This is a genomic window from Pseudomonas sp. microsymbiont 2 (assembly GCF_054788395.1).
The window spans coordinates 2,412,144-2,426,818 of the sequence record NZ_CM139112.1; the positions used below are offsets into that span (position 1 = coordinate 2,412,144).

General features: G+C 61.9%; 11 protein-coding genes and 1 pseudogene. 2 read left to right on the forward strand and 10 right to left on the reverse strand.

All coding sequences use genetic code 11. The annotated features are described in order from the left end of the window. Positions 1–56 precede the first annotated feature (56 nt). A complete protein-coding gene (locus tag ACYUME_RS10870; RefSeq protein ID WP_460418849.1) occupies positions 57–1,016 on the forward strand; it encodes an alpha/beta hydrolase in 960 nt (319 codons plus the stop codon). Between the two features lie 70 nt (positions 1,017–1,086). Here the strand turns inward: ACYUME_RS10870 and ACYUME_RS10875 are convergent, their stop codons facing one another. The 6 genes from ACYUME_RS10875 to pvdM form a co-directional block, all read right to left on the reverse strand. Further along, positions 1,087–3,558, reverse strand: a complete 2,472-nt coding sequence (locus ACYUME_RS10875; protein WP_279911507.1) for a TonB-dependent siderophore receptor — start codon at positions 3,556–3,558, stop codon at positions 1,087–1,089. A 112-nt stretch (positions 3,559–3,670) separates the two neighbouring features. Next, positions 3,671–5,320, reverse strand: coding sequence for a cyclic peptide export ABC transporter (locus ACYUME_RS10880; protein WP_279885635.1), 1,650 nt, complete (start codon positions 5,318–5,320; stop codon positions 3,671–3,673). Positions 5,321–5,332: 12 nt separating this feature from the next. After that, positions 5,333–6,679: a lysine N(6)-hydroxylase/L-ornithine N(5)-oxygenase family protein gene (locus ACYUME_RS10885; protein ID WP_279885632.1), complete on the reverse strand. Its 1,347-nt coding sequence runs from the start codon at positions 6,677–6,679 to the stop codon at positions 5,333–5,335. Positions 6,680–6,777: 98 nt separating this feature from the next. Continuing rightward, positions 6,778–7,644 carry a dihydropyoverdine dehydrogenase gene (gene pvdO, locus ACYUME_RS10890; RefSeq protein WP_279885629.1) on the reverse strand — a complete coding sequence of 289 codons (867 nt, stop codon included), beginning with the start codon at positions 7,642–7,644 and terminating at the stop codon, positions 6,778–6,780. Between the two features lie 14 nt (positions 7,645–7,658). Then, a complete protein-coding gene (pvdN, locus tag ACYUME_RS10895) occupies positions 7,659–8,930 on the reverse strand; it encodes a pyoverdine-tailoring periplasmic protein PvdN (RefSeq protein ID WP_460418850.1) in 1,272 nt (423 codons plus the stop codon). A gap of 17 nt (positions 8,931–8,947) precedes the next feature. Continuing rightward, on the reverse strand, positions 8,948–10,294 hold the full coding sequence (gene pvdM / locus ACYUME_RS10900) for a pyoverdine-tailoring dipeptidase-like protein PvdM (RefSeq protein ID WP_460418851.1): 1,347 nt from the start codon (positions 10,292–10,294) through the stop codon (positions 8,948–8,950). A gap of 172 nt (positions 10,295–10,466) precedes the next feature. Between pvdM and ACYUME_RS10905 the strand changes: the two genes are divergently transcribed. Beyond that, positions 10,467–10,904, forward strand: a complete 438-nt coding sequence (locus ACYUME_RS10905; RefSeq protein WP_460418852.1) for a hypothetical protein — start codon at positions 10,467–10,469, stop codon at positions 10,902–10,904. Positions 10,905–10,949: 45 nt separating this feature from the next. Here ACYUME_RS10905 and pbpG read toward each other — a convergent pair whose 3' ends face one another. The 4 genes and pseudogenes from pbpG to ACYUME_RS10925 form a co-directional block, all read right to left on the reverse strand. Beyond that, positions 10,950–11,876 (reverse strand): D-alanyl-D-alanine endopeptidase, encoded by a 927-nt coding sequence (pbpG, locus tag ACYUME_RS10910; RefSeq protein WP_279885619.1) that lies wholly within the window; start codon positions 11,874–11,876, stop codon positions 10,950–10,952. Positions 11,877–12,059: 183 nt separating this feature from the next. Next, positions 12,060–12,383 (reverse strand): annotated as a pseudogene (locus ACYUME_RS10915) (transposase); the annotation flags it as partial. 124 nt (positions 12,384–12,507) lie between these two features. Beyond that, positions 12,508–13,863, reverse strand: a complete 1,356-nt coding sequence (locus ACYUME_RS10920; protein WP_460418853.1) for an ATP-binding cassette domain-containing protein — start codon at positions 13,861–13,863, stop codon at positions 12,508–12,510. Next, on the reverse strand, positions 13,860–14,582 hold the full coding sequence (locus tag ACYUME_RS10925; protein ID WP_460418854.1) for a DUF6875 domain-containing protein: 723 nt from the start codon (positions 14,580–14,582) through the stop codon (positions 13,860–13,862). Before ACYUME_RS10925 ends, ACYUME_RS10920 begins: the two co-directional genes overlap by 4 nt. Between the last annotated feature and the right edge of the window lie 93 nt (positions 14,583–14,675).

The following is a 14,675-nucleotide window of genomic DNA, read 5'->3' on the forward strand; positions in this document are numbered from 1 at the left end:
CCGACTGCACGCACGCCCTTCGCCGGGCGTGCGTTGTCCACTTTCAGGAATTTCACATGACCTTGCATCCCGATATCGGCGCGTTCCTCGACCTGGCCGATGAAGCCCAGGCGCGGCAACCGGCCTTTCACCAGATGAGCGCCGAGCAGGCGCGCGCGGCGTTCGAACAGACCACCCGGCAGCTAAGCTGGCCGGCCCCACAGGACCTGGACGTGCAGGCCCTGCACATCGACAGCCGCGATGGCCAGGCACTGGAATTACGCCTGTACCGCCCGCGTGGCCTGGGCGCTGGCCCCCATGGCCTGGTGTTGTACCTGCACGGCGGCGGCTACGTGGTGGGCAGCCTCGACTCCCATGACGGTGTGTGCCGCGAACTGTGCCAGCGCAGTGGCTTCCCGGTGCTGGCGGTGGGCTACCGCCTGGCGCCGCAGCACAAGTTCCCCACCGCGCTGCACGATTGCAGCGATGTGCTGCACTGGCTCAAGGCCCAGGCGCCGGCGTTGGGCATCGACCTGGCCCGGGTGGCGCTGGTCGGCGACAGCGTCGGCGCCAGCCTGGCCACGGTGCTGGCGATCGAGGCCGCGCGACAGGGCGCCGAAGCGCCGCTGACCCCGTGCCTGCAACTGCTGTGCTACCCGATGACCGACGCGTCGCAGGCCAGCGAGTCGATGGCGTTGTTCGCCGAAGGCTACCTGCTGGAAGCCCAGACCCTGGAATGGTTCTACCAGCAGTACGCCCGTACCGCCGAGGACCGCCGCGACTGGCGTTTCTCGCCGTTGCTGGCCGAGGACCTCAGTGGCTCGGCGCCGGCGGTGGTCGCGGTGGCGGGTTTCGATCCACTGCTCGATGAAGGCCTGGCCTATGCCCGGCGCCTGCGCGAAAGCGGGGTGCAGGTGGAGTTGCTGGAGTACCGCGAACTGACCCACGACCTGCTGCGCATGCGCAGCGTGGTGCCGGCGGTGGAGCAGGTGCATGAGCAACTGGCGGGGGTGATTCGCCGCTACTTGTCGGCCTGAGCCGCGCGCAACGCAAAACGCCCGATGCAGCCAGCGCTGCATCGGGCGTTTTCGCTTGCCTGGGGCCGGGTCAGAAGGTGCCGCGCAGGGTCAGCATGTAGTTGCGTGGTTCGCCGTACCAGTTGCCTCGTTCGCTGGTGCCGACGGTCTGGTAGTAGCGCTTGTCGAACAGGTTGTTGGCGTTGACCGCCGCGGTCCAGTGCTGGTCGATGCGGTACTCGAGCAGGCTGTTCCATACGGCGTAGCCGGCCTGCTCGTAGGCGAACGGGGTGCTGACACTGTCGCGCACCACTTCACCCTGGATGTAGTTGCGGCTCTGGATGTTGGCGCCCACGCCGACCTTCCAGCGCTCCAGCTCGCCCGGCAGCTGGTAGGTGGTGAAGAACTTGAACAGGTGCTTGGGCGTCTGCGAGCTGAGCGGCTTGCCTACGTTGTCGGCGGTACCGGACTTGCGGTATTCGTTCATGTTGAAGGTGTAGCCGGCGGACATTTCCCAGCCTGGCAGCAGCTCGCCGCTGATCTCGGTGTCCCAGCCACGGCTGACGATTTCGCCACCGTTGACGTAGCAGCAGGAGTTGGCCGCGGTGGACGGGCCGCCGATGTACACGCCTTCGTTTTCACGCTTGACGTAGTACAGGGCGCTGGAGAAGTTCAGGCGCCCGTCGTAGAACGCGCTCTTGACCCCCACCTCGTAGGTCTTGCCTTCGATCGGCGCGATCGGGCCGAACGAGGTGCTGAGCATGCTGGTTTGCGGCTGGTAGATCTCCGAGTAGCTGGTGTACAGCGACCAGTTCTCGTCGACGTCGTAGACCAGGCCACCGTAGTAGGTGATATTGCCGGAGTCCTTGCCGCCGGAGGTGTAGGTCGAGGTGCTGCCGTCGCCGTTGGGCACCACGCTGAACAGCGCGTCCTCGAAGTCGTTGTAGCGGGCGCCGACGATCAGCTTGAGCGGATCGGTCAGCTGCGCCTTGAGGGTCATGTAGCCGCCGGTCTTCTTCGCGTCCCAGGTGGGGAAGGTGTACAGCAGGCCAGGGCGGCTGCCTTTGGGCAGCGAACCGATGTCGGTGTTGTACAGGTCCACCGGGGTGATTTCGGTGTTGGTGCTGTGGTCGGCGTACATCCGGTGGATGTTCGAGTGGTCGGCGCCGATCAGCAGCTCGTGTTCGCGGCCGAATGCCTCGAAGGTGCCGTGGATATTGGCGGCGAACAGCTGCTGGACGTTCTCGTAGTCACGCAGGATACGCTGGAAGTTGGCCTGGGTGCCGGTCTGCAGGTTCGGCGGGCTTATGACTTGGCCGAGGTCGTGGCTGGTGTTGAATTTGCTGAAGGTGTAGTTGAACTCGCCTTTCCAGTTCTCGTTGAAGGCCTGTTCGAGCTTGGTGAAGGCTTCCATGCGTTCGTTGTTGGCGGACGACCAGTCGGCAGCCAGCGAGGTCTTGCGCGACAGGCCCAGGTCTTCGCCGCTGCTGGAGCGCACCAGGCCCTGGTCCCAGTAGCCGTCCATGTCACGTTTTTCATAGCTGCCGCCGAAGGTCAGCAGGGTGTCCGGCGTCAGGTCGGCTTCGAGCACGCCGAAGAATGCCTGCTTCTGGCTGTTGGAGCCGTGGTAGAAGTAGTCGCGGTCCTCGTAGGCGGCGGCGAAGCGGCCACGCAGCTTGCCGTCGAAGCCCATCGGGCCGGTCACGTCGACTTCCTGGCGATAGTTGGCCCAGCTACCGGCGGAGCTGGCGAGCTTGACCTGGTTGTGGTCCAGGGCGCGCTTGCGCACCAGGTTGATGGTGCCGCCAGGCTCGCCGTTGCCGGTGTTCATGCCGTCGGAGCCGCGCAGTACTTCGACGTGGTCGTACTGGATCATGTCCGGCAGGGTCTGGTAGGTCTCTTCGCGCATCGACGGCGCACCGCTGTCGGTGGTGATGCTGCTGACCTTGAAGCCGCGCGAGTAGATCTGCACATCGTTGTCGTTGCCGCCGACCAGGGTGATGCCAGGCGCCTGCTTGAGCACCTGCTCGACGTTGTGCAAGCCCTGGTCCTCGATGCGCTGGCTGCTGATCACCGATACCGACTGCGGGATTTCGCGCATGGCGGTGGGGGTCTTGCCGCCCACGGTGACCGCGCCGGCGGTGTAGGAGCCGGTGTTCTCGGTGATGTTGCCCAACTGCGAGGCGGTGACCGAGGTGGTGTCGAGGTTGATCGCACCGCTGCTGGTGTCAAATCCCCCGCTCAGGGTCACCACGTTGCCTTCGACCTGATAGGTGATGCCGGTGCCCTGGATCAGGCGGCGCAGCGCATCGATGCTGTCGATGCGGCCCTTGAGCGCGCTGGCGCGCAGGCTGCCGACGGTGTCCGGGCTGTACAGGATCTGCAGGTTGGCCTGGCGGCCGAGCGCCTGCAGGGCACTGGAGAGTGGCTGAGCAGGAATGTTCAGCTCGACCACTTCGGCGTGCGCCTGGACGCAATTGAGCGCCAAGGTGACACCGAGAGCCAGCAAGGTCTTCGGGTGAGGGAAGCGGGAGCGTGGGGCACGTACGTCTGGGCTGCTCATTCGAGTCTTGTCCGTAGTTGGGTTGGCAGTCTAATTGAGAATTATTACCACTGGGGAATGAGACGCGCGAACCGTAGAAAACCGGAAAATTTTCTACGGTTCGTTGGGGGGGTCAGGCCAGGGTGCGTTCGCTGACCACTCGGCCGGCTTCCATGCGCACCAGTTGGTCGGCGATATCGAAGTAGCGATCGTCGTGGGAGATCACGATGATGGTCTTGCCCAGGCGCTTGAGGTCCGGCAGCAGCTCGGTATAGAAAATGCGCCGGAAGGTCGGGTCCTGGTCGGCGGCCCATTCGTCGAACACCAGGATCGGGCGCTCCTCGAGCCAGGCGTTGATCAATGCCAGGCGCTTGCGTTGGCCGGTCGACAGGTCGGTGGTGGTGAAGCGTCCGTCCTGCACGCTGACCTTGTGGGCGATCTCCAGGCGTTGCAGGTAGGCATTGGCGTCTTCGGGGATGTGCTGGTCGCCCTGGACGATGTCATCGAACAGGTAGTAGTCGGCAAAGATCGTGGTGAACAATTGCCGGTAGTCATCGCGATGCTCGGCCTGAACCGGCTTGCCATCCAGGCGCACCTCGCCCTGCTGCGGCGCGTACAGGCCCAGCAGCAGCTTGATCAGCGTGGTCTTGCCGCAGCCGTTCTCGCCAACGATGAAGGTGATCTCGCCCTGTTCGATGCGCAGGTTCACCGGCCCCAGGCAGAACGGCGTGGCGCCGGGCACCGGGTCGAAGGCATAGCGCACGTTGTTCAGCTCCAGGCTGTGTATCGCCTTGGGCGTGGGCGCGCTGTCGGTCAGCGGCAGGTGTGGCTCGGGCGAGGAGAACTGCTCGGACAACTGGGCGATGCGCTGGAAGGCGATACGCGCGCGACCGATGATCGGCAGGGTGCCGATCAGATGTTCCAGCGGGCCTTTCATGTACAGCAACACCAGTACGAAACCGCTCATCACCGCTGGGTTGTCGGCGGGCCAGAGCGACTGCATGACCAGGGCGACGCCAATCACCACGAAGAACAGCATGGAGCCGAACGACTTGGCGATGACGAAGGTGTTGATCGAGCGGATCTGGGTGCGGCAGATGAAGTCGGCGGTGGCCTGCACCCCGTGCACGAACATGCGGTGGCGACGGCGTCGGTGAATGCGCAGCTCCTTGGCGCCGTCGGCGATCGCGTTGTACTGGCGTTGCAGGTCGTCCTCGGCGGCGCGGGCGCTGTCGAAGCCTTTCAGGCCGATGGACTGGGCGATGGACTGGGCGCCCATGCCGATCGCGATCGCCACGATCAACAGCAGGAACATCGGCCAGGACAGCATCGCCAGGTAGCCCAGGCAGCCGAGCGTCACGGTGAAGGAAATGGCCAGCGGCGCAAAGGCGAAGGCGAAGTCGCTGATGGTATCGACGTCATGGGTCAGCACCGGGATCAGACGATGGCTGCGATAGCGCTCGATCTGGTCGATCGGCGCCGCCAGGACCTTTTCGCCCAGGCTCTTGCGCAGGCTGGCGATGATGTTCTGGCCAACATGGTTGGTGCCGATGTCGGACAGGATCGAACAGCACAGGGCGGTGACGCACAGGCCGGCGAAGGCCAGCAGGGCGCCCTGGCCCAGGCCGCCCTCCTGGTGCAGGGCATTGTTGATGGTGGCCAGCAGCGCAGTGACGCTCAGGCCGCCAATCATGCCCAGGACGATCGAGATGGCCACGATGGGCCAGAATGGGCGTAGCAGCGGGAACAGCTGGCCGAGCGCCCCGCGGTTTTTTGCGGTCATGTCGTGGGCTCGTCAGGCGTTGGTCAGTGGCAGCAGCTGCTCGGTGTCGCGTACCGCGTCCGGGGCTAGCTTGCCAAGGCTGTGGTAAAGCGACTGGCCGATCTCGGCAGCGCGCATCGGCAGGACCGACAGCAAGGTGTCGCTCAGGCCGTGGGACTGTTCGCAGAAGCCTTGCAGGTAGACCGCGGCTTCCAGCTTGCCGTTGCCGATGGCGCGGTAGTCGCGATCGACCTCGAAGTCCTGCAGGTATTCGGCCAGTGGCGCCAGCAGGTCGCGATGGGTGCGGCGCTCGTAGCCGGTGGCGAGGATCACCGCGTCGTAGCGATGGGTGAGCTGGCCGTTGGTGGCCAGGTCGCGCAAGGTGAGCTCGATGCCTTCGGCGGTGTCGACGGCTTTTTCCACCTGGCGGCGGCACAGGACCGAGTGGCGGAACTGGTGCGAGACCTTCTGCCGGTACAGCACGCCATAGATGCGCTCGATCAGGTTCAGATCGACCACCGAATAGTTGGTGTTGTGGTATTCGTCGATGATCTTGCGGCGTTCTGCCGGCGGCTGGTCGAACACCAGGTCGGTGTACTGCGGGGCGAAGATTTCGTTGACGAACGGGCTGTCGTCGGCGGGCTTGAGCGCCGAGGAGCGCAGGATCATGTCGACCTTGACCGACGGGTAGCTGTCGTTGAGGTCGATGAATGCCTCGGCGGCGCTCTGCCCGGAACCGATGATGGCGATACGCATTGGCTTGCCCTTGGCGCAGGGCAGTTTCTCCAGGGCGCTGAGGTAGCTGGAGTGGTGGAACACCCGCGGGTCATCCTTGAACGGGCGGAACAGCTCGGGCACTTTTGGCGTGCCGCCGGTACCGACCACCACGCTGCGGGTGCGACGGGTGTATTCCTTGCCTTGCTGGTCGCGAGCGATGACCCGCAGGTGGGCGACGCGGCCGTTCTCCAGCTCAGGTTCGATACGCAGCACCTGTTCGCCGTAGCGGGCCTGGTGGCTGAAGTGCTCGGCCACCCAGCGCAGGTAGTCGTTGAACTCCAGGCGGCAGGGGTAGAAGGTGCCGAGGTTGACGAAGTCGACCAGGCGGTTGTTGCTGTGCAGGTAGTTGACGAAGCTGTAGGGACTGGTGGGGTTGCGCAGCGAGACCAGGTCCTTGAGGAAGGAGATCTGCAGTTCGCTCTGGCTGGCCAGGGTATCGCCGTGCCAGCGGTAGTGGGTCTGCTTGTCCAGGAACAGGGCGTCGAGCTTGTGGCCGGTGCTCTGCTCCAGTTCCTGCAGCGCGATGGCCAGCGCCAGGTTGGAGGGGCCGAAACCGACCGTGATCAGGTCGTGGATCTTGTTCGAAGCGTTCGTCTGACTCATGGGGCAGTCCATTCGTTGGGAGTAGATTCCCTGTAAACGACTGGCTGCCTGGCTAATTTACCGCCTGGCCGGGATCACCGACCAGGCGTTGTCGCCGATCAGAGTTCGCGGGCCACGCGCACACCGATCCAGTCGCCGCGTTCGGTGCGTACCACGGTGTTGCGGTTGCCCGAGCGCGAGAAGATCGGTGCCTCGCCCCAGTCGTTGCCGCGGATCTGCGCGGTCTTGCAGTTGCCGGTCATCCAGGCGCTGCCATCGCTCGGCGCGCCTTCGTAGCTGTCGTGCCAGCAGTCGGCGACCCACTCGTAGACGTTGCCATGCATGTCGTACATGCCAAAGGCGTTGGGCTTGAAACTGCCGACTGGGGAGCTGTAGCTGAAGCCGTCGGTAGGGCCGTAGACATTGGCGTGCTGGCTGATCTGGTACTCGCCTTCCTTGTCGAACGGGAAGGGGAACGGACCGGTGCTGCCTGCGCGGGCGGCATATTCGCGCTCGGCCTCGCTGACCATGCGGTAGTGCTGGCCGGTCTTTTTCGATAGCCATGCCACGTAGCGCTCGACGTCGGCGTAGTCCATGCACACGGCGGGCTGACGCGGGCCTTGCTTGTAGCTGGGCTTGCCATTGGTGCAGCGCCGGCCCGGGCGGTCGTCGCCGTCGGCCAGGACCGTGCCGGTTGCCTTCTGGTAGGCGGCCCATTCCCCGGCCGTGATCTGGAAGCGGCTCATGGCGAACGGCTTGGCGAAGGTCACCTGGTGCATCGGACCTTCGTCATCCTGGCGGCCCTGTTCATCGTCGGGGGTGCCCATCATGAAGCTGCCGGCGGGCAGCACGACCATTTCCGGGCAGGTCTTGTCGCAGTCACGGAACACCGTGCCGGGCTTGTCCGACGGCTGCGCGGCCAGGGCCGGCAGGCTGCAGGCGGCCAGCACGGCGGCCAGGGTGAGGCGGTGCAGAGGTGCGCTCATGGGAGATGCCTTGTTCACAGTTGCTGGGTAATGAGGGTCATGGCCCGGTCGATCTGCCGCTCGTCGTTGAGCAGGCTCGGGGCCAGGCGGATCACCGGGCCGACGTCGCGGGCTACCGCGTCGCACATCACCTTGTTGGCGCACAGGTGGGCGGCCACGGCGTCCGGATCGCGGTCCTTGATGCGGAAGAAGGTGAAACCGGCGGAGAACTGCTCGCTGCGCGGGGTCACCAGCTGGATCTGGCGGTGCTCGGCCAGGCGCTGCTTGAGCAGGTCGTTGAGCTGGTGGATGCGCTGCTGCACCTCGGCCTTGCCCAGCTGCAGGTGCAGCTTGAAGGCTTCGCCGGCGGCCCAGCGGTGCTCGAAGGCGTGGTAGCCGCCAGGGGTCATGATGGTGGCGAAGTCCTCGTCGCGGGAGAAGGTGGCGACGCTCGGGGTGAGGTGCTGCATGCCGGTGGAGGCGGCGCAGATGATCCCGGTGCCGCGTGGGCCGAACATCCACTTGTGGGTGCCGGCGATGAAGTAGTCGCAGTTGAAGTCGGCGAAGCGGGCGTTCTCCACGCCGAAGCCGTGCACGCCGTCGACCACGTAGAGGATGCGCTCGGCTTCGCTGCGCTCGCGGTTGTGCCGGCGGACCAGCTCGCCGATCTCGCCCACCGGCAGCTTGACGCCGCTGCCGGAGTGCACCCAGGTCATGCCCAGCACCCGGGTGTTGGGCTTGATGGCCTTGTCGAGGGTGCTCAGCACCTGGTCGGTGGACACCGTCCACGGGTCGTCGAACAGGCGGATCTGGCGCACCGCGGTGCCCTGGCGCTGGCTGCGGAATTCCAGTGCCTTGTGGGCGGAGAAGTGCTCGTGTTCGGTGACCAGGATCTCCTGCCCGGCCGCGACCTCGAGGCCGCCATAGATCATCGCCAGGCCCTCGGTGGTGCTGCCGGTCAGGGCGATCTGGCGTGGGCCGACCTCAAGGTAGCGCGCGGCCCAGTCGCGCACTTCATCCTCGCGCTGCCATTCGTACTGGCTTTCCCAGTCCATCAGCGCGGCGGGGTTGCGGTCGAGGTCGGCGCGGTGGCGGTCGATGGCGTCCTGCACCGGGCGTGGATGGGCGGTGACCAGGAAGTTGGCGAAATGCGCCACCTGTGGGTCCAGCGGGAACAGTGCGCGCAGGTTGCGCCATTTGTCGGCGCCGGCCAGGGGAGCGGTGGTCTGGGCCAGGGCCTGTGGCAGCAGCGGCAGGCTGGCGGCCAGCAGGCCGGCCTGCTTGAGGAAGGTACGGCGGTTGCTCATGGATGAGTGGGCCTTGATCAGCGAGTGGCGACGGGATGGGCGGATTTCTGCACTTGCTCCCAGGCGCGCAGGAAATTACCGGCCCAGAGCTTGGCGATGTCCGTTTCGCTGTAGCCGCGGGTCAGCAATTCGGCGGTGACGTTGCGGATCTCGCTGACGTCCTTCCAGCCGTCCAGGCCGCCGCCGTCGTTGAAGTCCGAGCTGATGCCGACGTGGTCGATGCCGACCTTCTTCACCGTGTAGTCGATGGCGTCGACGTATTGCTTGAGGGTGGCCTTGGGCTCCTCCTCGAGGATGCCGTACAGCGAGCTTGCGTATTCGCCGAAGCGCGACTCGGGCCAGATGGTGATCACCGCGTCGCCCGGCATCAGGGCATTGGCCAGGCCCTGCAGCGGTTGCAGGTCGAAGCGCGCGCGCAGGGCGTCGAGCTTGTCCAGCACCGGCTTGCTCAGCGGCTTGAGGTACTGGCCGAAGCCGACCACCTGGATCACCCCGCCGCTGTCCTTGATCAGCTGCATTTCCCTGTCCGAGAGGTTGCGCGGGATGTCCACCAGTGCCCGGGGCGCCGAGTGCGAGGCGACGATCGGCGCGCGGGAGAGGCGGGCGACGTCTTCCAGGGCCAGGGTCGACATCTGTGACACGTCGATGATCACGCCCAGGTCGTTGAGGCGCTTGACCGCTTGCTCGCCGAGGGGCGACAGGCCGCCGAGGGCGTCGGCGGTATCGTTGAAGAACGGCAGCGGGCGCGAGGAGTCGGCCCAGTCGTTGTTGCCGGTATAGCTGAAGCCGAACATGCGCATGCCGCGCGCGGCCCACAGGTCAAGCTGCGTCAGGTCATGGCCGAGCGGGTAGGCGTTGAGCATGCTGATGAAGATGGCGAACTTGCCTTCGCCGTTGAGGCGGCGGAAGTCCTCGGGGGTGTAGGCGATGCCGACCTGGTTGGGGAAGTCGCGGACCATGCCGCTGATGATCTTGTAGCGCACTTCCTGTTCTTGCCTTGCGGCGTCGACGAAGCCCGGGGTGGGGCGGTGCGGGGCGTTGTCGCCGTTCCAGATTTCCGGCCAGCCGAAAATGGTCAGCGCGGCGCCCGATAGCCGACCCTTGCCGGCCTTGACCAGGTCGAACTGACCGCTGCCGTCCTTGTCCACCTCGCTGCCGGTGCTGCCCAGGTCCAGCGGCACGGTGATGTGGCTGTCGAAGGACAGCATGTGTTCATGCAGCGCATTGGCTTGCTCGACGATCTGGTGCGGGTAGCCTGCCTCCTGACGCTGCCAGTAAAAGTAACCGGCGGCACTCCCCAGGGCGACCGCCAGGGCCAGCGGCAGGCCGATGTACAGGGCTTTGCGGGAACGGGTCTTGGTCATTGCCATCTCGTTGCGGACTGATCGGATCGGCCTGCCGGCATGCGCGGGCAGGGCTCGGGTATCAGGTGGACGAATGGCTGGGAGGTAAATTTATCCGCGAGGCGGCATTCAAGATCTGCGTGGGCCGGCCGATAGCGGGTTGTCAAGAGTCCACGTCTAAGGAAGGTCAGCAATGGTTGGAATAACCACCGCCAACATCAATATCCCGACCCTGGCCGGGGCCGCCCAGCCATCGGCGAGCGCGGCGCAGCCGGGCAAGCCCGAGGTCAACGAGCAGGGTGGCCTGGTGTTCAAGGGCGATGTGTTCAAGGTTCAGGACAGCAAGCCGAAGGACCTCGACGAGCTGAACAGCGATGAGCCGCCGAGCGTCAAGGAGCTGCGCGAGCAGATCAAGCGCTTGCAGAAACAGCTGGCTCAGGAGCAGAAACAGCTGGCCCAGTTGCAGGAGCAGGCCAAGGATGATCCCACGAAGCTGGCGGCCGTTCAGGCCAAGCAGGCCAGCATCGCCACGCTCAACGGCCTGATCCTGGCCGCGACCGGCCAGTTGCTGCAGGCGCTCAGCGAGGCGGGCGGCAGCACGGCCGGCGGCTCGGTCGACACCCACGCCTGACCTTGGGTTGCGCCGGGGCCGTCAGGCGACCCCGGTTGGCTGGCCTCAGTCCTGGGCCAGGCGCGGGCGGTTCTGGCGCTCGCTCTTGTACTGCATGGCCACCGCTGGCGCCGGCTTGGCGCTGCCGGTCTCCAGCCACTGGCGCATGCGACTGGCGTCGGCGAAGTGGGTGTACTTGCCGTAGGCGTCCAGGATCACCATCGCCACCGGACGATTGTCCATCTTCGTCAGCAGCACCAGGCAGTGCCCGGCCTCATTGGTGAAGCCGGTCTTGGTCAGCTTGATGTCCCAGTTGCTCTTGTTGACCAGGTGATCGGTGTTGCGAAAGCCCAGGGTGTAGTTGGGCTTGCGGAACGCCACGGTCTTTTCGGCGGTGGTCGACAGTTCGCCGAGCATCGGGTACTTGCGCGAGGCCATGAGCAGCTTGGCCAGGTCATGGGCGGTGGACACGTTCAGGGTCGACAGGCCGGTCGGCTCGACATAGCGCGTGTGGCTCATGCCCAGGCTGCGCGCCTTGGCGTTCATCGCCTTGATGAAGGCGCCGTAGCCGCCCGGGTAGTGGTTGGCCAGGGTATTGGCCGCGCGGTTTTCCGACGACATCAGGGTGATCAGCAAGGTCTCGCGGCGGTTCAGCTCGCTGCCCAGGCGCACGCGGGAATACACGCCCTTCATCTCCGGGTTGTTGGCGATGGTCATGCTGAGCATTTCGTCCATGGGCAGCTTGGCGTCGAGCACGACCATCGCGGTCATCAGCTTGGTGACCGAGGCGATGGGGCGCACGCGATCGGCGTGGCTGGAATACAGCTCCTGGTTGGTGTTGAGATCGATCAGCAGGGCGCTGCCGGAGGCCAGGTGCAGCTTGCTCGGGTCGCGCTGGACCGTTGCCTGGGGTTGTGCAGCAGCAGTCGACGGGAGGGTCGCGGTACCTGTGAGCAACAGCAGCAGGCTGAGGATGGACAGGGAAGTTTTCACGTTGAGGCTCACTAAATGTTGGTATGTCGTTGGCTGTGCAAGGGTTTCCCCCGAAGAACCGATGCATTTTGGAGTATGGTTCAACGGCTGTCGAATGCCTTATATCCAAAGGGCGCAAGGTGAAGGAAATTTAATCCGCAGCCCTCGTTAGCCGCTGCTCAGCGCCGCTTTTCGCAACCGTCCCTGATGTTTCTCCAGCAGGTGCCGGACATTCATGATCGTCGTGTCTTCGGGGATCGGAGCACCGAGCGTCAAGCGAGCAAACTGGCGCATCGAAGTGATCTCGTACAGCGCCTCTTCCATGGCTGGATCGCTCAACGAGAACCAGTTCTGCAACAGGTGAATGCGCAGCATGGTTTCCAATGGATACGGCTTGCGGCCACCGCCAGCCTTTGGGCAGTGAGGCTCGATCAACGTCACCGAATCGCTCCACGGCACCACCTGCTCCTGACGGGTTTGCTTGCGCTTACCGGCGTACTCGAAACCGGAAAAGCTCATCTGACCCATGGGATGGCGGGCTTGTAGAAGGCAGTTGGACGGAGGGCGATTTCAGCACAGGTCGGATGGCCTGTGCTGACGTGATCGGAGAATCCCTAACAGCTAATAGCGAAAAGCAAGCAATCACTCGTCATCATGTAGCTATCGCTTCCATTCTTTTACCTAAGTGCCGCACCTCTATAACAACTACCTGACTTGATGCAAGCTCCAAAACGTGATCTATTTTTCTAAAGTTGTCTTCATCTAGATTGGCATCCCACTCATCCAGCATTAACACAGGAGGAGACAATGAAAGCACCTTCTCAAGCTCTCTGATTTTAGTTTGCCCTGTAGATAACCCCCCATCCAGATTCATGAAGCTTGTTTCCGGGGTGATTAGCAAAGCATCATCAATGCTGCCTTTGATTATCTTTAGAAGCGAAGACTTTCCGGAACCGTTAAGTCCGGTAACCGTGTAGCGCCCGCTAGAGATCCTGTGTCCTTGCAATTGACTAATGAATTCATCAGGCTCTATTTTATCGCGTGTAGACGCATCACGGATCGTGACGCCACGCAAAGATGACGAGTACAAAGCAAGATTTATATCCAGCTTGGAAGAAAACTCATCTAAATTACGAATCTTTGTGCGTACCAGATAAAACTGGCTTAAATAAATGCTCAGCGAATGCACGTTGCCGAATACCTGAAGGCTGCGAGGGAGTATTGCAACGATCGTCCCTGCAACGGCTAGCGTAAAAATATCGTAACACTGAAGAGCGACCATGATAACAACCGTCGACAGTATGATCGGAGCACAAGCAATGATTTGCTCCAGCAAAACATACTTATTGATCGTCCCAAAGTAAGAGTTGACTTTGTCGTTCAGCCCATGAAACCCTTCGTCACGCATGTTTCGACTGCCAAACATGGCCGAGTTCCACGCAAGCTCTATAGATAGTAAAGCGGAAAGTTTTTGAGATTGCATCTGCCCAGCGGATTTCTCGATCTGCTTTCGCAGGATCATTACCAAGCCAAGGGAGAGTGCAAGTGACGCTGTCATTGCCAGCGTAATTTGCCAACCGACGGATATGTAAAATACTAAAAGCGTAAAAATGACATTCAGGCTTACCGAGACTAACCCGAGATAAAAGCCACAGGCGTATGCAATCGTTGATGAAGCTTCTCCGCCGAGCCATTGAGCAACGGACTTTTTATTTTTTTCAGAGGCGTACTGCAAATCTTCCGTTGCTTTAATAAGCGTAGTATTTGAGTAGTTTTTCCAAGCCTCGTTTGACGCCCGCGTGGAGAAAAACGTTGCAATCGAGCTGGCGACGTATGCCAGAAGCGCAAGGAAAAAGAAAAGCGAGACATATAACAGTATGGCTTTGACATTTCCAGTTTCTAGCGTCAAGCCTGCTTGCGCGATGTAATAGGTAGAAAGTGCAAGTAATACTTGCTGAAGTATAGTGAGCCCCAGTGCGGAAAGAAATCGCCAGTCGCGATATATCATGCCGCCCACCTGTAATAAGTAAATCCGATAATGCCAAGCGCGACTAACGACCAACAAAAACCTGAAACAGCAAGCGTCAATCTATGCCGCCTGCGCAGCATTATCGCCTCGATGACTTTTATTTTGGTATGCCCCTTCATGTCCGGCGTTGAGAATTTTTTAATAAACGAATTAAGAAATTTAAGTTTCGAAATAACACCGTAATGACCGGGGTTTAAAAACTGTAAGTCTTGGGCGGTAAGATCTCTGAGTACCAGTGTTGGGGTAGGCGTTCTTAATGGAAAATAGTCCGCGGAGTGGAGGCTTGGGGCTTGACTATCTTTATAGAGGGCGCCAATCATTAACTCATTTTTTATGCAGTTGGCTTTCGCGTCGATATGCATGCGCAATAAACGTAGGATATCGAAATCCTGCTCAAAAAGTATGATGACAGCGCCAAAGGACGTGTTGGGTCTCGACTTATAGAAATTTATGCATTTGCCTATTAAATGTTGAAGCCGCTGATCCGTATCTTTACTGTCAAAGTATGTGAAGTATATATTTTTCTCAGCCAGCGCCTTAGGCATGAATGGGCACATGACACCATTTCGGTAGGGATGCAGTGCCGTAAGAAAACCCTCTACGTACGGTGTGACACTTTCATAACAAGATTGTACAAATTTTGGAGAGTCGACAGGGGCTGAGTCTCCAATTGTCCATATTTGAGTCATTCGCGCCATCCCTGGAAAACCCTCCTTTGACAGGAGGGTCTAAACATTATCGATTTACCAGTTCCAACCGCACGGACGGGGATTCATTGGAACGCAGTGGCC

Coding starts and splice junctions, on each gene's coding strand:
- ACYUME_RS10885 (WP_279885632.1), bottom strand. CDS start 6,679: ATGAGTCAGACGAACGCTTCGAACAAGATCCACGACCTGATCACGGTC.
- ACYUME_RS10875 (WP_279911507.1), bottom strand. CDS start 3,558: ATGAGCAGCCCAGACGTACGTGCCCCACGCTCCCGCTTCCCTCACCCG.
- pvdN (WP_460418850.1), bottom strand. CDS start 8,930: ATGAGCAACCGCCGTACCTTCCTCAAGCAGGCCGGCCTGCTGGCCGCC.
- ACYUME_RS10870 (WP_460418849.1), top strand. CDS start 57: ATGACCTTGCATCCCGATATCGGCGCGTTCCTCGACCTGGCCGATGAA.
- ACYUME_RS10925 (WP_460418854.1), bottom strand. CDS start 14,582: ATGGCGCGAATGACTCAAATATGGACAATTGGAGACTCAGCCCCTGTC.
- ACYUME_RS10920 (WP_460418853.1), bottom strand. CDS start 13,863: ATGATATATCGCGACTGGCGATTTCTTTCCGCACTGGGGCTCACTATA.
- ACYUME_RS10880 (WP_279885635.1), bottom strand. CDS start 5,320: ATGACCGCAAAAAACCGCGGGGCGCTCGGCCAGCTGTTCCCGCTGCTA.
- pvdO (WP_279885629.1), bottom strand. CDS start 7,644: ATGAGCGCACCTCTGCACCGCCTCACCCTGGCCGCCGTGCTGGCCGCC.
- pvdM (WP_460418851.1), bottom strand. CDS start 10,294: ATGACCAAGACCCGTTCCCGCAAAGCCCTGTACATCGGCCTGCCGCTG.
- ACYUME_RS10905 (WP_460418852.1), top strand. CDS start 10,467: ATGGTTGGAATAACCACCGCCAACATCAATATCCCGACCCTGGCCGGG.